Annotated in this window: 22 protein-coding genes and 1 pseudogene; all 23 read left to right on the plus strand. The window is 33.1% G+C overall.

The window, feature by feature from the left end:
- Position 1: 1 nt before the first annotated feature.
- Positions 2–1210 (plus strand): phage major capsid protein, encoded by a 1209-nt coding sequence (locus tag MUA60_RS04985; RefSeq protein ID WP_262650046.1) that lies wholly within the window; start codon positions 2–4, stop codon positions 1208–1210.
- 42 nt (positions 1211–1252) lie between these two features.
- On the plus strand, positions 1253–1447 hold the full coding sequence (locus MUA60_RS04990; RefSeq protein ID WP_070369218.1) for a hypothetical protein: 195 nt from the start codon (positions 1253–1255) through the stop codon (positions 1445–1447).
- 11 nt (positions 1448–1458) lie between these two features.
- Positions 1459–1791, plus strand: coding sequence for a head-tail connector protein (locus MUA60_RS04995; RefSeq protein ID WP_262650048.1), 333 nt, complete (start codon positions 1459–1461; stop codon positions 1789–1791).
- Entirely contained in the window at positions 1781–2113 is a 333-nt protein-coding gene (locus tag MUA60_RS05000; RefSeq protein WP_179926225.1) for a head-tail adaptor protein, read from the plus strand. The genes MUA60_RS04995 and MUA60_RS05000 overlap by 11 nt, the downstream gene beginning before the upstream one ends.
- Positions 2113–2490, plus strand: coding sequence for an HK97-gp10 family putative phage morphogenesis protein (locus tag MUA60_RS05005; protein ID WP_262650049.1), 378 nt, complete (start codon positions 2113–2115; stop codon positions 2488–2490). The genes MUA60_RS05000 and MUA60_RS05005 overlap by 1 nt, the downstream gene beginning before the upstream one ends.
- Complete coding sequence (locus MUA60_RS05010) at positions 2487–2867, plus strand: DUF806 family protein (protein ID WP_262650050.1); 381 nt, start codon at positions 2487–2489, stop codon at positions 2865–2867. Before MUA60_RS05005 ends, MUA60_RS05010 begins: the two co-directional genes overlap by 4 nt.
- A gap of 12 nt (positions 2868–2879) precedes the next feature.
- Positions 2880–3560: pseudogene (locus tag MUA60_RS05015) on the plus strand (major tail protein); the annotation flags it as partial.
- Between the two features lie 111 nt (positions 3561–3671).
- Positions 3672–4121, plus strand: coding sequence for a hypothetical protein (locus tag MUA60_RS05020; protein ID WP_179926227.1), 450 nt, complete (start codon positions 3672–3674; stop codon positions 4119–4121).
- A gap of 62 nt (positions 4122–4183) precedes the next feature.
- Positions 4184–4306, plus strand: coding sequence for a phage tail assembly chaperone GT (gene gpGT, locus MUA60_RS05025; protein WP_179926228.1), 123 nt, complete (start codon positions 4184–4186; stop codon positions 4304–4306).
- Positions 4307–4369: 63 nt separating this feature from the next.
- Positions 4370–9265 (plus strand): phage tail tape measure protein, encoded by a 4896-nt coding sequence (locus MUA60_RS05030; protein WP_262650052.1) that lies wholly within the window; start codon positions 4370–4372, stop codon positions 9263–9265.
- Between the two features lie 14 nt (positions 9266–9279).
- Entirely contained in the window at positions 9280–9432 is a 153-nt protein-coding gene (locus MUA60_RS05035; protein WP_262650053.1) for a hypothetical protein, read from the plus strand.
- Positions 9433–9452: 20 nt separating this feature from the next.
- Positions 9453–10799, plus strand: coding sequence for a phage distal tail protein (locus MUA60_RS05040; RefSeq protein ID WP_262650054.1), 1347 nt, complete (start codon positions 9453–9455; stop codon positions 10797–10799).
- 15 nt (positions 10800–10814) lie between these two features.
- Entirely contained in the window at positions 10815–15458 is a 4644-nt protein-coding gene (locus MUA60_RS05045; RefSeq protein ID WP_262650056.1) for a phage tail spike protein, read from the plus strand.
- Positions 15455–15616 carry a hypothetical protein gene (locus tag MUA60_RS05050; RefSeq protein WP_262650057.1) on the plus strand — a complete coding sequence of 54 codons (162 nt, stop codon included), beginning with the start codon at positions 15455–15457 and terminating at the stop codon, positions 15614–15616. The genes MUA60_RS05045 and MUA60_RS05050 overlap by 4 nt, the downstream gene beginning before the upstream one ends.
- A gap of 39 nt (positions 15617–15655) precedes the next feature.
- Positions 15656–15997 carry a hypothetical protein gene (locus MUA60_RS05055; protein WP_262641676.1) on the plus strand — a complete coding sequence of 114 codons (342 nt, stop codon included), beginning with the start codon at positions 15656–15658 and terminating at the stop codon, positions 15995–15997.
- A gap of 49 nt (positions 15998–16046) precedes the next feature.
- A complete protein-coding gene (locus MUA60_RS05060; RefSeq protein WP_204167081.1) occupies positions 16047–16346 on the plus strand; it encodes a DUF2951 family protein in 300 nt (99 codons plus the stop codon).
- An 88-nt stretch (positions 16347–16434) separates the two neighbouring features.
- A complete protein-coding gene (locus MUA60_RS05065) occupies positions 16435–16683 on the plus strand; it encodes a phage holin (protein WP_262648599.1) in 249 nt (82 codons plus the stop codon).
- A gap of 55 nt (positions 16684–16738) precedes the next feature.
- On the plus strand, positions 16739–18118 hold the full coding sequence (locus MUA60_RS05070; protein ID WP_262650059.1) for an SH3 domain-containing protein: 1380 nt from the start codon (positions 16739–16741) through the stop codon (positions 18116–18118).
- A 543-nt stretch (positions 18119–18661) separates the two neighbouring features.
- Positions 18662–19267 carry a HipA family kinase gene (locus MUA60_RS05075; RefSeq protein WP_262650060.1) on the plus strand — a complete coding sequence of 202 codons (606 nt, stop codon included), beginning with the start codon at positions 18662–18664 and terminating at the stop codon, positions 19265–19267.
- Positions 19268–19509: 242 nt separating this feature from the next.
- Positions 19510–20721, plus strand: coding sequence for an IS110 family RNA-guided transposase (locus MUA60_RS05080; protein ID WP_262648055.1), 1212 nt, complete (start codon positions 19510–19512; stop codon positions 20719–20721).
- Between the two features lie 328 nt (positions 20722–21049).
- Positions 21050–21781: a hypothetical protein gene (locus MUA60_RS05085; protein WP_262650062.1), complete on the plus strand. Its 732-nt coding sequence runs from the start codon at positions 21050–21052 to the stop codon at positions 21779–21781.
- Between the two features lie 71 nt (positions 21782–21852).
- On the plus strand, positions 21853–22404 hold the full coding sequence (locus tag MUA60_RS05090) for a helix-turn-helix domain-containing protein (RefSeq protein WP_025907016.1): 552 nt from the start codon (positions 21853–21855) through the stop codon (positions 22402–22404).
- Positions 22368–23231, plus strand: coding sequence for an IS3 family transposase (locus tag MUA60_RS05095; RefSeq protein WP_103361549.1), 864 nt, complete (start codon positions 22368–22370; stop codon positions 23229–23231). Before MUA60_RS05090 ends, MUA60_RS05095 begins: the two co-directional genes overlap by 37 nt.
- The last annotated feature ends 44 nt before the right edge of the window (positions 23232–23275 follow it).

Raw genomic sequence — 23275 nt, forward strand, 5'->3', positions numbered from 1 at the left:
AATGGATAAAATTGAAATTTTGCTTGGAATGATTGAAGATACCAAGCGTCAAATCGATTTAAAAGTTAAATTTGCAACACGAGCACTTGACAGTGACGAGTTAGAAAAAGCAGAAAAATTAGAACAAGAAATCGCTGATTTACGTTCTGAATTGAAAGATAAGGAAGAGGAATTAGCTAAATCGAAAGAAGAAGAAAACGCAAACCCTGAACCGGTTACTGTTGAAAATAATGGACGTTCTACACGCTCACAATTCAACGCGTTTGATTTAGGTGTAATGCCTGAAACGAAAGTAACTTCACAAGAAGTGCGTGACTTTAAAGCTTATTTAGAATCACGTGATGACATTAAAGGCGGGTCGCTTAAAACTGATTCTGGTTTCGTCGTGATTCCTGAGGAAATCGTTACAGATATTTTGAAGTTGAAAAAAGTTGAATTCAATTTAGATAAATATGTAACAGTTAAAAAAGTTAATAACGGCTCAGGTAAATACCCCGTCGTTCGTCAATCAGAAGTGGCAGCGTTACCGGAAGTTGAAGAATTGGCTGAAAACCCAGAATTGGCAGTTAAGCCGTTCTTCCAATTAGCGTATGATATCAAAACTCGTCGTGGATACTTCCGAATTTCACGTGAAGCTATTGAAGATAGTCAAATCAATGTATTGCAAGAATTAAAAATGTGGTTAGCACGTACGATTGCTGCTACACGTAACAAAGCGATCATTGACGTTATTAAAAATGGTGGACCTGGCGAAAAAGGTGATTCTACTAAACTTGAAACAATTGAAGCAACGGGTGTTGACGGTTTAAAAGATGCAGTTAACTTAAATATCAAACCTAACTACGAGCATAACGTTGCAATCGTGTCACAAACTATGTTTGCGAAGTTAGATAAGTTAAAAGACAAAAACGGTAATTACCTAATCCAACCAGATATCAAAGAAAAATCACAACAACGTCTTTTGGGTGCAAAAGTTGAGATTTTACCGGATGAAATGCTTGGCGACAAAGGAAACGAAACACTTATTTTCGGTAACTTAAAAGATGCATTAGTGTTATTTGATCGATCTCAATATCAAGCATCATGGACTGACTACATGCATTTCGGTGAATGCTTAATGGTTGCTACGCGTCAAGATGTAAGAATTCTTGATTATAAAGCAGCGATTGTTATTAATTACACAGATGCAACTGTAATACCAGGGGCTTAATTTTAAGCCTCTTTAATTTAACAAAATTAGGAGGAATATAAAATGACAGAATTTAAAGTGAAACATATTTATAAAGATATTGAAATTGGGAAAGTTTTTAGACCTGGTGATGTTGTAAAAATGACAGTTAAGCGTGCGAATGAAATTAATGAGAAATTAAAAAAGCATGGCGTTATTTTAGAACGTGTTGAAAAAGTTGAAGAAAAAGTAGATGTGAAATCCGAAGATAAAAAATAAGAGGTGATTAAATGACAATCACTGAAGAAGATTTTAAATTATTAAAAATGCACTGCAAGGTAGATCATCACTATGAAGATGATTTATTAAAAGCTTATTATGAGTGGTCAAAAGAAGATATTGCGAGTGCAGTAACTGATGAATATGAAAAACATAAAGATTGGTTTGATAATCAGACTTCATTTAGAACTGCTGTTTTTCCACTAACAGCGTACTATTATGAAAATAGAATAGCTTTTAACGAACGAACATTATCTTATGCTCCACATATGGTAATGAGTGTAGTACATCGTTTGAGAAGTAGGTTTATTGATTACATTGGAAGTGATGAAAATGAAATTTAACTCAAATAATCTGAATGAAAGAGTATCTTTTTGCGAAGATATTAGTAAATCTGTTAATGGTTTACCATCTAGACCTAAAACAGTTGAATTATATAATTGCTTTGCTTGTATCCAAGACTCTAAAGAGACAGATACTCAAACGGCACTTTCAAACGAAAGCAAGTTTATCAAAACAATTATAATTCGTGATCCAAGAGGCGACTACAAACCGAGCAATAAGCACTATGTCTTACATGAAGGTTATAAATATAATATTAAATATTATAAACCTGATTATATAGATAAATCATTTATACGTGTTTATTGTGAGGTTACTTTTTAATGGGTGGAAAAATCGTTAAAAATACGGTTGCTGAAGGATTAAAGAGAGAATTATTACAAATGTCTACACTAGAAAAGAGAGTCTTGAAAGCTGGAGCATCTACTATCATTCCAATTCTTCGAAAGAATACACCACTTAGTGAACAGAGAAGACATGCTCGGAGTCATGTTGCTATATCTAATGTGAAAACAGATAGAAGTACATCTGAAAAGTATGTCGCTGTTGGATATGAAAAAGGGTATTCACATCGTATTCATACAACTGAATTCGGCACAATGTATCAAAGGCCACAATTATTTATTACAAAATCAGAAAGAGAAAGCAGAAATGCAGTATTCAATGCTATGAAGACTGCAATGAAAAGAGGGTTACGATGATTAAAAACATTACGAGTGAAATTTATAATGAGATAATCAAAAACAAAGAGATAACACTGGCAGATAATGTTTTTAAATACATCGTGCCTGAAAATTTTCATAAAAAAACAGATAATCCAATAGTGAGAATAGTTCCTTTACCTTTTTCACCAGAAGATTACGCTGATGATCAGCAACTTTCAAGAGAATATGATTATCAAATTGATATTTGGTGGTCAGAAAACGAACCATTTGAGCAAGCAGAAATGCTTGTTTTTTTATTGGGAAAAATGAATTTCCAAGCATATTACCGTGAACCGTTATATGAAATAGAGACCCTTACATTTAGGGAAATCATTCGTGTAAAAGGTACGGTTTTTTCATTAAGAGAAAATTAGGAGGAGTTAAACATGTTAAAAAACTTAAAACAATCTGAAAGATTACTAAAATTAAACCTACAACACTTTGCTTCAAGCACTGGAGTTACAGGGATTGCAATTGGTGTATCTAATTTTTATTGGGCACCAATTAAAAAAGATAGTGAAGAAGGTATCGAATACGGTAACGGGACTCGAACAAGATTCTTAAAAGAAATTGAAGTGGAAAGACCTCAAGAATCTGAAGACGATTATGGTGATGATATTGTTGCTGCAACTGCCGTTTCTAATGGTAAATTAGAAATTAAAACTACTTTTGTTACTGTACCAGCTGAACAAAAAGCATTCTTATCGGGTGCAACTAAAGGTACTGGTGGATTTAAATATAGTGCGAAAGATATTCTACCAGACGTAGGAGCAGTATTTGAACGTCGTAATCATGATGGCTCTAGCGAATGGGTTGGTTTATTTAAAGGTAAATTTACTAGACCGTCTATTAAAGGACAATCAAAACAAGATAAAGTAGAATTCCAAAATGACGAAGTTGAAGGTAGTTTTGTTGACCGTATTTTCGACGAAGCTTCACATGTTACAGGTTATGATGCAAAAGGTGAAACTAAAGGTCGTGACTATGTGTTTATGGAAACATTCGGTAAAACATATGAAGAATTTATGTCTACTGTTGGAGAACAAGTTGTTCCTGCAGTTGAAAAACCAGTTGTTTCTGGTGGAGTAGTACCTGGAGCATAAGAGTGGAGGACTATTGTCCTCTACTTATTTTTATTTTGGTCAAATTAAAAATAACAATAGAAAGTTGGAAAACAAATGAAACGTACATCAATTGAACTAATAACAGGTTTTACAAAAACAGGTAAACCACAATATAAAAAGTATTTAGCAAAACCAATTCTTACATTATTTGAAACAATGCAAGGTTCTAAATTATCTATGAAAATGCAAAAAGTATTTAAAGAGCCAAACTTCGATGAATTGACAGAGGAACAATACGAAGCATTATCTGAAACAGAAAAACAAGAATACGATAAGTTACAGGAAGAATATACTGAACAAGTAATGTCTCAAATGGACGTTTTAGATGAAGTGTTTGAATTTATAACTGAAGCATTTGACGAACAATTTACAACAATAGAGTTACAAAAAGGGTTACCTAGTGGTCAAGATGGCTTTGAATATCTAGGAACTATATTAAGAAATATAACAAGTGGTGGAGAACCCAGTGATACAAAAAAGTTCGTGAGCGAGAAGACGAGTTAAAAGAAGAAGATTTAACTCCAGAAGGAGTATATAACAACTATTTAAAAGTTTCAAAACAATTAATGGAAGATGGAATGGATCCTGAAAAAATAGCGAATATGCCTATTCATTTTTTCTTGGAGATTGTAGAATCAAAAATCGAAAATAAAAAAGAAGCCAAAAGCTTTAAAGATATATTTGGTTAAGTCACTCAAACATTATGAGTGACTTTTTTATTTATTTAATTTTAGAAGGAAAGGAGGAATTTTATGCCAAGTCCTATTGGAAATATGGTCATAAAAGTTGATTTAGACGGTTCAGGCTTTAATAAAGGTGTAACAGGTTTAAATCGGCAAATGAGAATGGTCAGTAAAGAAATGTCTGCGAATTTATCTAAATTTAGTAGATATGATAATTCTTTAGAAAAATCAAAAGTTAAAGTTGATGGATTAAGTAAACGTCAACAAGTACAGTCAAGAATTACTAAAGAATTACGTCAAAACTATGAAAAACTAAGTTCTGAAACAGGAGAAAACAGTGCAAAAACACAAGCTGCAGCATCTAAATATAATGAAGCAGCAGCTAAGTTAAATCAATACGATCATGAATTAGAAGAAGCTAAAAAACATATTAAATCTTTACAAGACCATCAAAGAGCCTTAAATACTACTCTTGGTAAATTAGGGAATAACTTTTCTAAATTTGGACCTCATTTAAAAACGATGGGAGATGGAATGAAAAACGTCGGTAGGTCAATGAGTATGTATGTTACAGCCCCTATTGTAGGTGGTTTTAGTGCTGCAGTTAAAGCTTCTATTGATTATGAAAGTGCTTTTGCAGGCGTTCGAAAAACAGTAAATGGTAGTGAAAAAGACTACAAAAAACTATCCGACGGAATTATCAAAATGTCTAAAAACCTACCTGTTGCAGCTACGGATATTGCTGAAGTAGGAGAAATGGCCGGTCAATTAGGTATCAAGAAAAGTAATATATTAGATTTTTCTAAAACAATAATTGATTTAGGTGAGTCAACGAACTTAACAAGAGAACAAGCAGCAACTGAGTTTGCTAGATTTGCCAATATCGTTGATATGCCACAAAAATCATTTAGTAGATTAGGTTCAAGTATCGTCGCTTTGGGTAACAATATGGCAACTACAGAATCAGAAATTATGAGTATGTCCATGAGAATAGCTGCACAAGGTAAGTTAGTAGGCATGACAGAATCAGATATAACAGGTCTTGCAGCGACAATGTCTTCTTTAGGTATTGAAGCAGAAGCAGGTGGTACTGCTATGACAACTGTGCTTAAGAAGATTGACAAAGCAGTTGGTGCAGGCGGAAAAGAATTAAAAGCATTTGCTGATGCTAGTGGAATTTCGTCAGCTGAGTTCAAGAAACAATGGGAAGAAGACCCGGTAAAAGCATTAGATACATTTATTGGTGGATTGGCCAAATCTAAAAAAGAAGGAGCCAATCTTTCTGAGATGTTAGCTGATTTAGGTATCAAAGGTATTAGAGAATCAGATACCATTTTAAGAATGGCTAATAATCACAAATTATTGGGGAAAGCTGTACAAATCTCTGGTAAGGGTTGGAAAGAAAATAAAGCTTTATCAAACGAAGCAAATCAAAGATATAAAACAATGGCATCTCAATTAAAAATATTGAAAAACAATGTCGTTGCTTTTGGTATTTCGCTAGGAAATGCTATCGCGCCAATCGTTGTAAAGTTAGCTAAGGGACTAACAGGCGTTTTAAAAAGTATGTCTAACATGTCAAGTGGTATGAAGATAACAATAGCTGTTGTTGGTTCGTTAGCTGCTGCAATTGGACCGGTGGTGTTTATATTTGGTTCGTTTATTAGTGTGATTGGTAGTGCAATGACAACATTAGGACCATTGTTAATTGGTATTAGTAAAGCTGGTGGAGTTATGGCATTTCTATCTGGAAAAGTAGCTACATTAGTCAAGCTATTTCCTATGCTTGGTCCTGCAATAAGTTTTGCAGGCGGTCCGTTATTATGGATTGTCGGTGGATTAACAGCCTTAGGCATCGCATTCACTGTCGCTTATAAGAAGTCGGAAACATTTAGAAATATTGTAAATAAAGCTGTTTCAGGTGTAATGAATGTTTTTAAAGCAGCAAAGATTGCACTTCAAGGTTTCTTCCAATTATTCAAAGGAAATGGACAAGATGGAATCATTACTCTATCTAAAATATTTCCACCGAATGTAGTAGTCGGAATAACATCCTTTGCAGATAAAATAAAAAATACATTCATTCAAGTTGTGAATGCAATAAAAGGTTTTGCTAGTCAAGTTGGTGGCCAATTAACTAGTTTTTGGAATCAAAACGGTGCTCAAATTACTGAAGCAGTCCAAAATATAGCGAATGTTATATCAACTGTTTTCAAATTTATTTGGGGTAACATAATACGTCCGATCATGACTTTGATTTGGAACCTCATGAAAATTATTTGGCCAGGTATTAAATGGCTAGTAGTCTCAGTTTGGGGTAATATTAAAGGCGTTATTTCAGGCGCATTAAATGTAATTATGGGTACAATCAAAATTTTCTCTGGATTATTTACTGGAGACTTCCGAAAAATGTGGGAGGGCATCAAACAAATCTTTAGTGGTGGATGGAAGGCTATAGTTAGTATATTTAAAAACTCATTAGGTTTCATTTACCGTTCAGCATCTAGTGTTTTCACAAAGACTTTTAAATTTACACAAAATATTTTTACTCTCATGAGAAAGACCGTAAACAAAATTTTAGAAGCCATGAGAAATGGAATTAAACATATTGTTCAATCAATATACACAAATATTAAAAGTGCTTTTACTAAATCGTTCAATTCTACAAAAAATATATTTAGTAAATTAAGAGATTTTGCAGTGCGTTTATGGAGAAAGTTAAGAGATTCAATTTCTAATTTATCTACAAAATTGTACGTCAATGTAAAAAATAGTTTTACTAGACTGTATGATAAATCAGCCAATATATTTAGAAAGTTACGTAATTATTTAAGCGATATATGGACAAAAATTCGAAAAAATACAATAGATAAAGTGGTCTCTTTATATAGAAGTGTTAAAAATCAGTTTGAACGTCTATTTTCAAGTAGTAAGAGTATTAATCAAAAGTTGAGAGATTTCATGTCTAATATTTGGCGTGGAATAAAAGATAAAACGACAAGAATGGCAAGAAATATTAAAGATGCTGTGCTTGGAAGTTTTAGATCAATGAGGGATAAATTAAAAGGTATAGTAGGGAAAATTAAAGATCATATAGGTGGTATGGTCAAAGGTGTTAAAAAAGGTTTAAACAAATTAATTGATGGTGTCAATGCAGTAGCGACCAAAATTGGTATGGATAAATTCAAACATATTAAATTATCTACTGGTACTGTAAAACATAATCATGCTTTATCCGATAGTCAGGGTCGTTTGAAACAACATACGAGAGCCATAGTTGGCGATAAAGGACCAGGCAATGGGCCAGGTGGATTTAGACATGAAATGATTGAGTATCCGAATGGACGCCTAGCAATGACACCTAAAACAGACACAGAGGTTATTTTGCCAAAAGGCTCAAGAGTTCATAACGGAACAGCAACTTATAATTATTTGAATACGCCACAGTTTAGCACGGGTACATTACCAAGGTTTAGTCTAGGTAGTTGGCTTGATGATAAGAAAAAAGATGCAGGTAAATATGCTGGTAAGAAAATGGCTCAAGCAAATAATGCAGGTAAGCAAATTATTAATGGTACCAAAGACACTGCTAAAGCTTTGAAAAAAGGATTTGATAAAGCTATAGGTGATGTCTGGGACTTTGCATCCAATCCAGGAAAACTAGTAGATAAGGTCATGTCTCATTTTGGTGTAGATTTCGGTAGTCTACCTGAATTACCTAGAAAAATGATGGCAGGAATGTATAAAAAACTAAAAGAAGGCGTAAAAGATTTATTTGGCGGATGGCTTGAAGATAGTGGTGGTGGAGATGGTAGTTCATTCACGAAGTACGCTATTACAACACCATATAGTCCTAACAAAGCCGTAGCTGGTTATGGATTTAACGGTGGACGACATTATGGAATTGATTATGCAACTCCAGTCGGTACAACACTGACAGCGCCAACTAGCGGTACTGTATCTAAGTTACACAATCATGGTGGTGGCTTAGTTGCTAAGTTATTAAGTGGTAAGTTCACTCAATTCTTTATGCATTTATCTAGCATATTAAAGACAGGTAGAGTTAAACAAGGTGACAAGTTTGCGAAGACAGGCAACAGTGGTGCATGGACGACAGGTCCTCATTTACATTACCAAGTAGAGAAAGGTCATTCAGCAGATATTACGAACAGAAATACAGTGGATCCTGCTAAATTCTTATCTGGAAAAGGTGGAGGTAAACAAGCACCTTCACAATGGCGTTCTACTATTCAAAGAGCAGCAAGAAGAATGAAAGTAAATTTATCTAGCAAAGAGGTGAATGGTATTATTGCACAAATTCAACGTGAAAGCGGTGGAGATGCAAGTGTAACGCAAGGTAATATTGGAGATATTAATAACTTAAGAGGTACACCTGCACAAGGCTTATTACAATATGTACCTAGTACATTTAAAGCATATGCCATGAAAGGACACGGAAATATTAAATCTGGATATGATCAGTTACTAGCATTTTTTAATAACTCTAACTGGAGAAGGAATTTACCTTACGGAAAATCTGGTTGGGGTCCAACTGGTAGTCGTAGATTTGCTACAGGTGGTAAGGTTTGGAATGGACTATATCATTTAGCTGAAGAAGGTTATCCAGAATGGATTGTACCTACAGACCCAAGCAGAAGTAATGATGCTTGGAAAATAATAGCATTAGCAGCTAATGATTTAGAGAAAAATTCACCGAAAAGTAAGAGACCTAATAATTTACCAAATCCTTCAACTGGTTCAGGTAGTAGTAATTCAAATCTTGAAAAGAAATTTGATATGTTATTAAGTTTGGTTTCTAAATTAGTATCAACTAACGAAGAAATAGCAAATAAAGATTATGAACATGTTATTGATAAGTATTCGCTTGAAAATGAAGTTTTTAAATTGATTGAGAAATACGAACGCATTAAAAAGAGAAAAGGTAGATATAATCCAGCGACTTAATAGGAGGTGTATAAATGCTTGATACTATTTTAGTAAATGGAAAGAAAATTGATTGGCTTGTTGTAGCAAGAGGGTTTGATATACCCTCTTTTAATTTTGCTACAGAAAGAGAAAAAGTTAATGGTAGACCAGGTAGTGTAAAAAATCAAGAAATATTGATGAAGTAGAGTTTGAATTACCTTTAATTGTGAGAAATGATTATTTATCGCCTGGTGGAATAAAAAGTCATGATGAGATAGTAAATGAATTAGTGAGATTTTTTAATTATGACGGTGAAGTTGAATTAAGATTTAAGTCGAAATCATGGTACTGGAAAGCAAGATTTGACGGCCCTATAGAAATCCCAAAAAATCCTAAAGAGTTTATTAGGTTTTCTATAAAAGTTATTTTAACAGATCCATTTAAATACTCATCTAATGAATATGAAAACACAGCTATATCAGATGAAGTTGCAATTCATAATAAAGGTACCGCAGCTACACCAGTCATAATTGAAGCAAGAGCATTGAAAGACAGTACATCTTATATGATTGCTAAAGGTCAAAATGGAGTAGCAGAAGATTATTTTATGATTGGTAAATCAGAAGATGCGAATAAAGTTAACAAAGATGAAGAACCGTTTTTATTCAATGATGAATTTCATACAGGTATAGGTAATTGGGCTTATGTTGCAGCAAATACTTCATTTGGTAATAAGTTAGATGGTGGAGATGCGAACGGGGGAAGATTCGGGGTTTCAGAATTGAAAGAGAGTATATATCCTTCAAATTATGGGACCGCAAGTACAACTAATTGGCATGGTGCAGCAATTTATAAATCACTTGGTAAAAGTTTAGGAGATTTTAGAGTGAAGTTCAAAGTACTTGTGAGATATCATGCAGATACAGGTCCTGGTAAAGGTTTTACCTATATAGTTGATGAGAATAATAGAACGTTATTCAGTATCGGTTATGTCAATACATCAACTAGTCGTAACTTCGGTCAGATTATCGCATATGCATATAATGAACATAGTGAGGCACAACGTATTTATGCTAGAGAAACGCCATTTAAATATTTAAAAATAGATAATATGCATGTCTTTATGACATTAGAACGTAAAGGCAATGAGATATACATTGAAACGTGTAAATATGATTATGGTAAAGATAAAGGTCGACGAAAACCACTCGATAAAGATTCAAAGACTTTTAAGGACAGTGGTAACTTTTATCAACGCAAGGCAAGAATAGCACAAATGTATGTTGGAAAGTCTGTTAAATATGAAAAAAGAATGTATGTAAATTTATTAGGGTTCTCTATTCAGGAATTGTTACCAAAACAATCAGACGTAACACCAATCGTGATTAGGCAAGGAGATCTGATTGTAATAGATACTGGACAAAATCTCGTTACATTAAATGATGAGAGTGCTTTGAAAATGAAAGATTTTGGATCTAATTATTTTAATGTAGATAGTGGTTTGTCGGAATTAATAATTGAACCTGCTGGAAAGTTTGATACAAAAGTAATCTGGCGTGATAGATACCATTAAGAAGGAGGTGAGAATTTGATACATGTACTTAATTTCAATAGTGAGATTATTGATTTTATCAGTCAAGATGATTCTGCAATCATTCGTGCAAAACACACTAGAAGTAAAGAAGACAAAAGTGAACTGTTAAATATCACACTTCTTTCTGAGCGTGCTGAACATTTTAAAGAGCGTAATCGTGTCATCATACAGGATAAAACCAATGCTTATCGAGAGTTTATTATTAATCGAATTGAAGAAGAAGGTAAGTATTTAGAAATTGAATGTGATGCATCTTATGTCGAAGATATCGGAAAAGCTAAGCCAATACCTGCAGGTAAATTCACCAAAATGACAGTGAATGAAGCATTATCAGAAACTTTAAGAGATTCTGGTTGGGAAGAAGGTTTATGTGAATATGGTGGTATTAAATCCATGTCATGGACATCTGTTAGAACACCACATGAAATGATTGGTCAGTTAACCACAACTTATAAATTAGAGCCAGATTATGAAATAGAAATAGAAGGCAATGAAGTCATTAGAAGAAAAGTGAATATGTTACAACCTAAACCTTTATTTGAAGGTAAAGAGATTGTATATGGTAAAGATTTAATTTCTATGAAACGTACTGTTGATATGTCAGAAGTTAAAACTGCATTATATGCAGAAGGTCCAGAAAAAGAAGATGGATCCAGAATAAGTGTGGCTATAGTGGATAAAGATGCGCAAGAACAATTTGGTTTGCCAGAACGTTATCTTTGGGGATTTTATAAACCTGAATCTGATGATCAAAACATGACACTTGAGAGATTGACAACACTCACAAAAACAGAACTAAATAAGCGTAAGTCCTCAGCTCTTAGTTATGAGATTGAAGCATTTGATTTAGAGAAAGAATATCCCTACGAAATAATAAGATTCGGTGACATTGTAAGAATTAAGAACCCAGATTATACACCTAGTTTGTATGCAGAAAGTGAAGTAATTGGTTTCACACATGAATTAATATCAGACGAATTAACATGGAACTTTGGCAATATTGTTGAATACAAAGAAGACGATTTACTTAAATACTTCAGAAGTAGAATGGAAGAAATCGAAAAGAAATTAAATAATAACATCAACAATTCTAATACGATCATCACAGATAGAATTGAAGAAGAAATTGAAAGATTACAAAGAACTATCCATAGAGGTGCCACACCACCACCAAGCCCAGAAGAAGGCGATTTCTGGTATGACACAACCAATCCAAAAGTCGCAGTGTTACGTGAATTTGTAGACGGTGAATGGCGAAATGCATCAGCACACGACGTTGAACAAATCGGCGGTATGACGAAAGAGGCTATTATTTACAACGAGATTAACGGCACATTTCTTTCTATATCTGTTCAACATGCCAAAGTAACTAATGAAGTATACGAGGTTTTAAATAGCGAATATTTAGTTGACGAGGATATAAGAGATTGGCTTAACAATGAACTAAATATACTTCTTGAAATCTATTCAAATATTTCTTCATCACTAGATAGCATGACGCAAGAAACAGCGACGATAGGGAAATTAATGGATACGCAAGCTATGATTGTTCAATATCGTGGTCAAGCGTATGCACTAAATACAGCGTTGCTTAATGCAAGACAAGCCATTGATGAACGTTTTAAATTACTTCAATCGCAATACACAGATGAAAAATACAACGAGGCAATGCAAAAGGTTGCAGACGTAATTGGTGGTACTTATGACGCAGAAACGGGTCAATTGATAGCTGATATACCAAGTAAAGAAACGCTTGAAGAAATGCGCGTGACAATCGAAAGTGCAATGAATAACATGTCGCAAGAGAACGAAGCAAAGTTACAAGAATTGCAAAATGGTATTACACAAACGAATCAACGTATTACCAGCACAGAAGAACAATTAAGTGCAGGTATTACGTCGGTAACTAAGAAAGTTGACGGAATGCAAGTTGGTGGCAGGAATTTGTTACAGTCCTTTACTGAGAAAGACAGAAACAATATTAACCCTAATATAAGAAGCACTCAATCTTTTGATTTCACTGGTTGGGCTACTGAATTATATAGTGCCAATTATCTTAAAAACGTCTTAAAAGAAGGAAAAACTTATACACTTTCTTTTGAATTAGAAATAACAGCGTTAGCCACATCTGAAATGACATATAGTAAAAGTCATGGAATGTTATTCCATATAGTTGGCGGTAGTCGTAGTAACTTTATTAATACTCGACAAAGTTTAGAACGTGAAATCGGTAATAAAATGATAGTAAAACATACTTTTACTATCAACACATTATACGACTATAGGTTACTTGCATATACCGGTAGATATACAGCAGACGGAACGGCTAACGGTTTACCTGTAACATACAACAAAGTCAGAATTACTAATTTAAAACTTGAAGAAGGTAACATAGCAACAGCATGGACGCCCGCACCAGAAGATAGCGACAAGCAATTATCCGATATTAAGACATCTGTTCAAACACAATCAGCAGACATCAAAGTATTAAAAGACGGCATCTTATTAAAAGCTGATAGCACAGAAGTTACTAAGATATACGATAACTATTTAACGCCATTGCAAACGCAAGTAAACCAACAAAAAGCTACGCTTGATATCTTACCTAGTCAGATAGCCGCCAAAGTGTCGCAGTCGCAATATACAGCGGATATGAACAATGTAGTGGGTAGATTGAATACAGCAGATTCTGAACGTACTCAATTAGGTAATGAAATAAGAGATAGAGTGACATTGAATGAGTATCAGACGACAAAAGATAAAATAAATAATCTAAAAGTCGGAGGAAAAAATTTAGTTCTGGATAGCTATGGGAAGTATACAAATCATACGACTTATGGAAAATTTTATGATTTGTCAGAAGATTGGATAGTAGGAGAAACTTATACCGTAACAATTAAAGGTCAACCTAATACCAATCACTTTTTTGGTGTATATACAGATGACGGATATGCGCATTTGTGCAATTTAGAATATAATCAAAAATTAGATTTATGGATAGGTACAGGTGTTGCGAAAGCGTCTACTCGAAATAAACCTAAACAAGTAAGTATATATGACATGCCGAAAGACGGTAACTACAACGCTACAATTCAGTGGATACAAGTCGAAAAAGGTACGATATATACAGATTATAATAAAGCGCCAGAAGATACAGCAGAACGTCTTAAAACAATGGAAACAGGCATTGAACAAAATGGTATAGACATATCCTTAAGAGCCAAAGAAACAGACTTGAACAAGACAAAACAAACGCTATCTAAAATTGCAGCCGAAATTTTAGTGAACACGACAACAGGCGTGACATTAAAGTATGACGAAAATGGTACGGTTAGTGATGTTACAGTTGGACCAAGCGGCGTTAAACTGAATACGAATGTGTTTGAGATAAACGACGGGGACGTTATCGTTAAAAACGGTGTCACAACAATTAAGGACGCTTATATAGATAAACTATTCTCTAAACAAGCGACTATCAATTATTTAAACAGTGTTGATATTACCGCAAAACGTATTGAGGCGAAAGACAATAAAGCGTCAGTAAATATTGAAAATGGCACTATAACTATGACTAGAGCAGATGGTCATAAACTTGATATGGGTATCAATGGTATTGAGATGTTAAACCCCGATGGGTCTAAACGTTTTAGTATGGATAGATTATTGGTTACAAGTGCAGCATTAGGAACATCTAATTCCAATGTGTATTTAGCAGCTCAACAAGGCTTTGAAGTTCGAGCAGTTGACATTACACAAATACCAAGTGACGGTGCATGGGATAGTTATCGCTATGTACCCATTAGAGCAGATAGTTTTATAGGTAATAAGGTTATGACTAATGGAGGTACTAATCTTTACTTGGGCAGTGATGCAGAAGTACGTGTGACATCTCGTGGTGGATATAATGGTACAGATACGATTTATAGAGATGTTAGAGCATTAGGTTTTTATGGTAATTATTTAGATTCAAACTATGTCACAGCGGGCCAAAATATTTATATTCGACCTGACAGAGGCTCAGAGGTGAGGTTTACTGTTAGAGGTACGACAGATAGCTATGTTGATATAAGAGGTGGTACGGGTTGGCTAGCATCAGTATCTCATCGAGATTCAAACGCTCGCTTTTATATCGGAAGTGATAATGGCGTTAGAATCACTGGACGTTCTCTATATAATGGTGGGGATATTATTTGGCGCGACTTAGCTGCCAATGGACTATATGCAAATTTCTTGGAAATCAATCCGAATACAAACGCCTCTAATTTATATTTAAGAGCGAATAACGAAGTCCGTATTACAAAGCGGAATTCCACTAATTCATATATACCTATTAGAGCAGCAAGTGCAACGTGGACGTCCTCTGAACGTTATAAATATGATATTGAGAATTGGGATATAGATGTATTAGAACATTTGGTTGATCGAGTGCAATTATATAGTTATAAGCTATATTCAGAAATGGAAGAAGACAGTCAACGAGTTAGGCATGGTGTTGTCTTAGAAAGAGAAACGCCAGACGAATGGAAAAACGGAGACGGTGTCGATTCTTATGAAATGACGGCATGGTGTCTTAAAGCTATACAAGAATTAACTAAAAAAGTCCGTGCATTAGAAACGGAATTGGAGGCAAAATTATGAATGAACAAAGCATACAAGCAAACCCACAAATTGTTATAAGCAATCTAGTGCAGGAAAATTCAAGACTTACGCATGAGAATGCAATTTTAAAAGCAATATTGCAAGAACAAAATGAACAACAACAAGCTGATAATAAAGCACCTACTCAAAACGAGTAAGGTGTTTTTTTATATAAAAAATTTAAAGGAGTGTTTTAAATGGAAATGACAATTACACAGTATTTTTTAGTAGAAAGAGATGAAACAGGTAAGGAAACATGTTTAGTGAAAAATTATGGTAGTGGATTTAATCGTGGTGCTACACCTCAATCAGCGCATAAGTTTAAGTCAGAAGAAGATGCCAAAACTGCATGTAAAGCACAAAATATGTTAGCTGAGTTATTTGGCACTAACATTAAAACGTATTATGTAGCTGAACAAATTGAGCGTTCTAAACATAATCCTGATGGAACAGACTATGTTGAACCATCCACAAGTACAGAAGAAGATATTCAAGAAAGTAATTCAGAATTAAGTGCACAAAACCAAGGTATTGATTAGGTTCAATGCCTTTTTATTACAGATAAATTAACAGAAAGTGAGTGATCCCATGAGTAATGAGTTCCAAAGAGCTGATTATGACAGAAGAATTAAACGGCTCGAGGACAATGATGAAAAAATATTTTCTTCTTTAGACGAAATCAAAAAGGGGCAACACGCGCAAGAACTTGTGAATCAAAAGTTAGATTTTACACTAGATGCCTTAAATAGAGAACGTGAAATAGAGAAAGAGAATAAAAAAGAAAATAACAAAAATATAAGAGACATCAAATTGTGGGTTCTAGGCTTAGTAGGTACAATAGCAGGCTCACTCATCATTACATCAATCAAAATGTTATTTGGTATATAAGGAGGTGGAACAGATGCTTAAATTATTAGGCGTAAGTTTTTGGGAGTGCTTTTGGTTTGGGAAATGTAAATAATAAGGAGGAAATAACATGAAAATTAATTGGAAAGTACGTATTAAACAAAAATCATTTTGGGTAGCCATATTATCGGCTATCCTTTTATTTGTGCAACAAGTGTCGGGCGCATTCGATTATGACATCACAGTGTATACAGACCAAATAACGAATATCGTTAACAGTGTGTTAGGCGTGTTGGTGTTACTAGGTGTGGTGCAAGACCCAACAACGCGTGGTATCAAAGATAGTGAACAAGCACAACAATATAACGAACCAAAATAAGTCGGCCAAATAATCAGTCGGCTTTTTTAATATATTAAAAGGAGTGTAATAAATAATGAAAAAACGTGACGGTGTTAAATGGGCAGTAAGTAATATAGGTAATAGGCTTACAGATGGTCAACCATATGGCGCACAATGTGCAACTTTTATAATTGAGTTTACTAAAAAATATTGGGATGTACATCCTAAAGGTAACGCAAAAGACTTTATCAATTATAAATGGCCAAAAGGTTTCCAAGTTATTAAAGGTAAAAACCAAATACCGCAACCAGGAGATATTTTTGTGTTCGGTGGAGAGTATGGTCATACAGGTATTGTCACTGAAGCAAACGCTAAGTATTTTAATAGTATTGACCAGAACTGGTATAACGAAAGCTTAACAAAAGGTAGTCCCGCAGCATTTGTAGAAGATCATGAATATACCAATTTCTTAGGTGTAATCCGACCACCATATGAAGATGCCGAAAAAGGTGCAGTTAAGAAAGCGACTAAAATAGAAACGATTAACCACACGATAAACTATAAAATGGCTAATCGTGCAGGCAATTTAAAGGGTGTAGTTATTCATAATACAGCAGGTAGCGCTACTGCTAAACAAGATTATAATAATCTTCAAAGCACATCTGTTGCTCGTTATGAAGCTGGTATTGCACATTACTATATTGATAGAAATACAGTGTGGCGTGCAATAGATACATTCAGTGTAGCGTGGCATACTGCTAATCAAGACGGTAACAATAGTTATATTGGCTATGAAGTGAATGAGTCATTAAATGCTAGTGATAAAAATTTCTTAGCAAACGAACAAGCAACATTTAAAAAAGCAGCTGCTGATTTACTATATTATGGTTTACCTGTTAATCGTTCTACAGTTAGATTACATTGTGAATTTGTACCAACTGCATGTCTACATAGAAGTATGACAATTCATACAGGTTGGAATCCAGTTACAAAAGGTGCTGCACCATCTAATATTGTTAATCAGTTAAAAGATTATTTCATTAAAGAAATTACAAAGTATTACAACGATCCATCATTACCTGCAGGTAGTCCATCAACTGATGCAGTTGTGAAAGCTACAAAACCATCAACTGTTAAACCAAATCAAGCTAAAACAAATACAGTTGTTTCTAAAAATGTAGGAAATGGTTGGAAGAAAAATAAATACGGTATCTTGTGGAAAAAAGAAAAAGGTACGTTCACTTGTAAAGCTAAAGATGGAATAGTTACAAGATATAAAGGTCCTAGTATTCATAATCCAATTGCTGGTGGATTAGAATTTAATCAATCTGTTAACTACAATGAAATACAAGACTATGAAGGTTATATCTGGATTAGTTGGGAAGTATACAGTGGTGCAACTGTTTATATGCCAATTGGTAAGTCGAACGGTAAAGGACAACGAGTTGGTAGTGCTTGGGGTACATTTAAGTAGTAAATATGATATAATTTAATTAGCTATTACTTGGTTACGACTGAACCGTCGTACATTATTAAACCCTATCTAGCGGAAACTAGGTAGGGTTATTTTTTTACTTATGCCAACATATATGATACCATTTAAACAGACATATTAAACACAATATGACGGCGAGCCTACTCATACAATTGAGTAGGTTATTATTTTGAATTGGTTCCACAAAATGATATACTAAAAACAGTTTAAACCTATTATCTCCGTTTTAGTTTTAAACTCATATTTGATAAAACCTTTTTGCACCTCACTAATAAGTGGGGTGTTATTTATTTGATTTAACACCTAAAGTGTAGTATTACTATATATAAGCACTTATATAGTGCTGGATTTTCATATATAAATAACCATTAACTTGCCCTGTCACAATAGTGATGGGGTTTATTTTTCTGGAAAGAATAACCCCAATCGAATATGTAAATATTAAAAAAGATATATTGCTCTATTAAAAATTGAGAAATAAATGTATAATATAAATAATTTGCTAGTATATGAGGTGCGAAAATGGAGGTCTTAAGTGAAATAACCGAAGATGTAGGAAATGGTGTAACCGATCCAGTAAGAGGATTGATTGGAGATAAAAGAATTGTAGCAAAGTACATTGAAAATGATGAAGGATTTATTTCTCTTTTTAATGAACTTTTAGGATATAATCTTGCTTGCTACTTTGGTATTAGGCATCCTGAATTTGGTTGCGCAGTATTTGATGAAAAGCAAACTAAAGTGAAAAATGATAAATCATATAAAAATAATAGTTTATTTTCATACACTGTGTGGCTAAAAAAATCTTTACCCATTACTTCTCCAAATATGACACTATTCGTTGATGAAAGTGAAATTACAAATTTATTATTATTTGATATTTTTATATATAATACAGATAGGAACTTAGGGAATATGTTAGTTGAGCTTCCGTCAAAGTTATTCCCAATTGATTACACTCATATTTTACCAGGAAGATGTATATGGACTGATATACTAAAGAATAATGATTATTCTATCAAATCAATTATTGAAGACATGTTTTCTTCCGGATATTATCAATATTTGATAGAAAATAGATCAAAACATACTAAGATTAGTAGCGAAGTAATCTACGACGGTAGATGAGCTTCGCTACTTTTTTATATTCTTTATCTTACCGTTGGTAGTTATTTTAAGAATATGAAATAGTAGAAGAGAGAAGTACTCCGAATAGATTTTAGGGTCAAAGAATCCGTAATAAAAACTGGAGAACTTCACTCTCCTTATGAATTCGATTTTAGTATGTTGGGTCCACTGAGATCGTGTACAGGAAAATGAACTAAGTAAGGTTCAGTGAAGTTAAAACTTCTTAAATTAGAAGATTAGGAGTGGTTTTTATCGAATATTTTGGAATAGATGTTGGAAAAGGAAAGAGTTTTATTGCACATTATTCAAACAATGAATTTGTTAAAGAATTTGAAATTACCCATGATAATAATGGTTTTGATTCACTAAAGAAATATATAAAGAATTTCTCAGGAGTATATTTCTTGTTTGAAGCTACTGGTATATATTCAAAAGTATTGGAGAAATTTTGTACCGTTAATAAGATTTCGTTTTGTGTAATTAACCCTCTAGAGGCAAAATTACTAACTAATTCTTTAAGAAACTGGAAAACAGATAAATCTGATGCACATAAACTTGCTGTTTTAGCTAAAAATATAAACAAAAAACCTTCTAGAAATTTATTGGAAGAAAAGTATGTAAAAATTAGAGAGCTGACAAGATACTATGAAGAAATTAACAATCAACAAAATTACTTAAAAAACCAATTGATTCAGTTACTAGATATGACTTTTCCAGAATTACAAAACCTATTTAAGGACAGATATTCAAAATTGGCTTTACAAGTAGCTAGTAAGTTCCCACATCCGGACTTTGTTGATTCTAATGATATAGAAGAACTAAAAAAGATAATTAATAGTTGTACAGAAAAAAATCTATCAGAGAAAAAGAAAGCACAATATGCAAATAAACTCGTAGAGTTCTCTATGGTCAGTTATCCTTCAGTTTCTAAAGATTCATTTTTAACAGATAAATTAGTTTATGTGATTGAAGATTTATTAAGCCTAATGAAACGGCATGCTTCTATAAAACAAAGATTATTAATGTTAGCTGAAGAATTTGAAGAATTTAAAATAATTAAATCTATTCCTGGCATTGGTGATTTAACTGCCATAATGATTATTGGCGAATTAGGTGATATCAAATCCTTTGATTCTCATAAGCAATTGAATGCATATGTAGGTATTGATATAAAAAGATATCAGTCTGGTAAAACGCATTTTAAAGATAAAATAAACAAACGTGGAAACAAACATGCTAGATCATTATTTTACTTAATCATTAAAAATTTTCTGTTGGGTCAAAGGTTATTTAAAAATCATATTATCGACTATTATTACAAATTAAAAAAGCAGCCTAATGGCAAAGGCCACAAGACTGCATCAGTAGCTTGCATTAACAAACTACTTAAAACCATTCATTATCTCGTAATAAATAATAAAGAATATGATTATCACTTGTCTCCACACGGATAATATATTCATCTAAATCATAACATATTGAAAAAATTATTAAATAATAAAGGCTTATTTAGTGATGCCAATTTTAAATATTTTTTACTACGTAGTAGTTGACAAATCGTAGGATAATGTCTAGGACAATTGAAAAATCAGGTGCTGTATTTTTAGAGAAAATAAAGTTATTAAAGATTGATGAAATCTATGGAAAAATTCCTCGAGAATTGATTGAAAGGTTGGATAAAAGTCATTTTGAATTATTGGAGACTTATTTTTCATATATGACGGCTAACTTTGATGATGCTATAATTATGTTAAAAAGTAAATTAGGAAAGGAGTGAAGCCAATGTATCGTGTAGAATATTCTATACTTAGTTATTATCCAGATTTGTATCTAAAAAGTAATATTGCGGTCGGAGTAGCTTTCCAAATAGTTGGGGAAGATTATTTCAAAAATGAAGTAAAGTTAATTACACAAAGAAAAAAATTATTATCATTCGATGACGAACTTGATAATTTAAATGTTGTAAATTTGTTTTTAAATGGAATCAAAGATGAGTTTGAAAATACAAACGAAAGTATTAGAGATTATGTTAAACGTTTTGTTAATAATTTTTATTTCGAAAAGATTGATTACAGAATATTTAATACATTAGAAGATGCTTTAGAATTTATTGAAGTTACTTATAAATATATACTACATTTAGGTTTAGATAAAAAAGAAAGACTTAAAAACCAAGAGAAACGTAAATATACTATGAAATATCTAGAAAGTAAATACGAGAATATTAGTTCGAAACATGTCATACATGGCGTTCATTCTTTGGATAAATTTACACCTGATTTTATTGCTGAAGATAAAACGGGAAAAAAAATATTGTTTAAGTATTTAAATAAAAATAATACAGCAATTCATAATGCAAGATCTTATATAATGTATGCACATTTTAATAATCAAGATTTAGTATTGATTTTGGAACAAGGTATGGACGAAGAAAAAGAATTATTAAAAACTTTTTCAAAAGAATTAAATGCACAAGTTACTTTTAAATTTGAAAAAGAGTTAGTTGAAATATAATAACCCACCTTAATTGGGTACTGCACCCCTAAAGTTAGAGTAAAAAAACTAACTTTAGGGGGTGTTTTAATATGACAAAATATAGTGATGAATTTAAGTTGAAAGTTGTAAGAGATTATCTAGATGGCCATTATGGTTATCGAAAATTAGCTAAAAAATATAATATACCTGATAAAATTATTATACGAACATGGGTAAAAGCCTTTCAATCATTCGGTGTAGATGGCATTAAAAAGAAACAGAAAAAGACAGTTTATTCTGTTACATTCAAAATAAATGTATTAAACTATATGAAAAGAACAGGCGATTCCTTCCAAGATACAGCGATTAAATTTGGCCTAAATACCCCATCTATTATTGTGCGATGGAAAAAGATATATGACAAAGAAGGTGTGGAAGGACTCGAAAAGCCGAAAGGACGACCTCCCATGAAAAAGAAGAAACAGAAGAAATCTAATCAAAACCTATCACGAGAAAAAGAGTTAGAGCTAGAAAATGAAAATCTTCGATTAGAGAATGCTTATTTAAAAAAGTTGAACGCTTTTCGAGAGAATCCGAGTGCCTTTCTAGAAAAGCACAAGCAGCAGTGGCATTCGAACTCAAAGAAGAAGGATTCAAATTAAAAGATATCTTAGTAAAGGTTGGTATACCAGAAGCAACCTATCATTACCATGCCAAACAATTACAAAAGGAAGATTTAGATAAAGGTTGGAAGAAAAAGATCATTGAACTTTTTCAAAAACACAACGGTAAATACGGCTATCGTCGTATATATTTAGCTTTGAGAAATCAAGGTTATCTCATTAACCATAAGAAAGTACAACGAATTATGCGAGAACTAGGATTAAAATGTCAAAAATTCACACGTAAATCACGCTATCAATCATACAAAGGTACAGTTGGTAAAGTGGCTGAAAATCGCTTGAATCGTAGATTCCATACATCTATTCGACTTCAAAAATTAGTGACAGATATCACTGAATTTAAATGTGCTGAAGAACAAAAATTATATCTCAGCCCTATTATGGATTTATACAATGGGGAAATCATTTCTTATGGTATATCCAGAAGACCAACATTAGACTTAGTACTTCAATCATTGGATAAAGCAGTTACAATCATTAAGCATGAAGCACCATATCGTACGACGATACATTCTGATCAAGGTTGGCATTATCAGCATAATGCATGGATTAGAAGATTATCGGAACAAAGGATTTATCAAAGTATGTCACGTAAAGCGACGTGTGCGGATAATGCTTCTATGGAGAATTTCTTTGGCATCATGAAGCAGGAAATGTATCATGGAGAAGAACTTGTTAACTATGAAACATTAAAAAGAAGAATTGAGGATTACATCTATTGGTATAACAATGAACGTTTGAAATTAAAATTGGCTGGACGAAGTCCAGTACAATACCGAACTCAATCCAGCCAATTAATAGCATAATGGAAACTCTAACTTTGGGGGGTCACTACCTTGGTGGGCTTTTT

Origin of the sequence: Mammaliicoccus sciuri, assembly GCF_025561425.1 — a bacterium.
In the GTDB taxonomy this organism is placed as follows: Bacteria; Bacillota; Bacilli; order Staphylococcales; family Staphylococcaceae; genus Mammaliicoccus; species Mammaliicoccus sciuri_A.

Bases quoted from the DNA above. Each gene is read 5' to 3' on its own strand.
- MUA60_RS04985 (WP_262650046.1), top strand. From the start codon at position 2: ATGGATAAAATTGAAATTTTGCTTGGAATGATTGAAGATACCAAGCGT.
- MUA60_RS04990 (WP_070369218.1), top strand. From the start codon at position 1,253: ATGACAGAATTTAAAGTGAAACATATTTATAAAGATATTGAAATTGGG.
- MUA60_RS04995 (WP_262650048.1), top strand. From the start codon at position 1,459: ATGACAATCACTGAAGAAGATTTTAAATTATTAAAAATGCACTGCAAG.
- MUA60_RS05000 (WP_179926225.1), top strand. From the start codon at position 1,781: ATGAAATTTAACTCAAATAATCTGAATGAAAGAGTATCTTTTTGCGAA.
- MUA60_RS05005 (WP_262650049.1), top strand. From the start codon at position 2,113: ATGGGTGGAAAAATCGTTAAAAATACGGTTGCTGAAGGATTAAAGAGA.
- MUA60_RS05010 (WP_262650050.1), top strand. From the start codon at position 2,487: ATGATTAAAAACATTACGAGTGAAATTTATAATGAGATAATCAAAAAC.
- MUA60_RS05020 (WP_179926227.1), top strand. From the start codon at position 3,672: ATGAAACGTACATCAATTGAACTAATAACAGGTTTTACAAAAACAGGT.
- gpGT (WP_179926228.1), top strand. From the start codon at position 4,184: ATGGAAGATGGAATGGATCCTGAAAAAATAGCGAATATGCCTATTCAT.
- MUA60_RS05030 (WP_262650052.1), top strand. From the start codon at position 4,370: ATGCCAAGTCCTATTGGAAATATGGTCATAAAAGTTGATTTAGACGGT.
- MUA60_RS05035 (WP_262650053.1), top strand. From the start codon at position 9,280: ATGCTTGATACTATTTTAGTAAATGGAAAGAAAATTGATTGGCTTGTT.
- MUA60_RS05050 (WP_262650057.1), top strand. From the start codon at position 15,455: ATGAATGAACAAAGCATACAAGCAAACCCACAAATTGTTATAAGCAAT.
- MUA60_RS05055 (WP_262641676.1), top strand. From the start codon at position 15,656: ATGGAAATGACAATTACACAGTATTTTTTAGTAGAAAGAGATGAAACA.
- MUA60_RS05060 (WP_204167081.1), top strand. From the start codon at position 16,047: ATGAGTAATGAGTTCCAAAGAGCTGATTATGACAGAAGAATTAAACGG.
- MUA60_RS05065 (WP_262648599.1), top strand. From the start codon at position 16,435: ATGAAAATTAATTGGAAAGTACGTATTAAACAAAAATCATTTTGGGTA.
- MUA60_RS05070 (WP_262650059.1), top strand. From the start codon at position 16,739: ATGAAAAAACGTGACGGTGTTAAATGGGCAGTAAGTAATATAGGTAAT.
- MUA60_RS05075 (WP_262650060.1), top strand. From the start codon at position 18,662: ATGGAGGTCTTAAGTGAAATAACCGAAGATGTAGGAAATGGTGTAACC.
- MUA60_RS05085 (WP_262650062.1), top strand. From the start codon at position 21,050: ATGTATCGTGTAGAATATTCTATACTTAGTTATTATCCAGATTTGTAT.
- MUA60_RS05090 (WP_025907016.1), top strand. From the start codon at position 21,853: ATGACAAAATATAGTGATGAATTTAAGTTGAAAGTTGTAAGAGATTAT.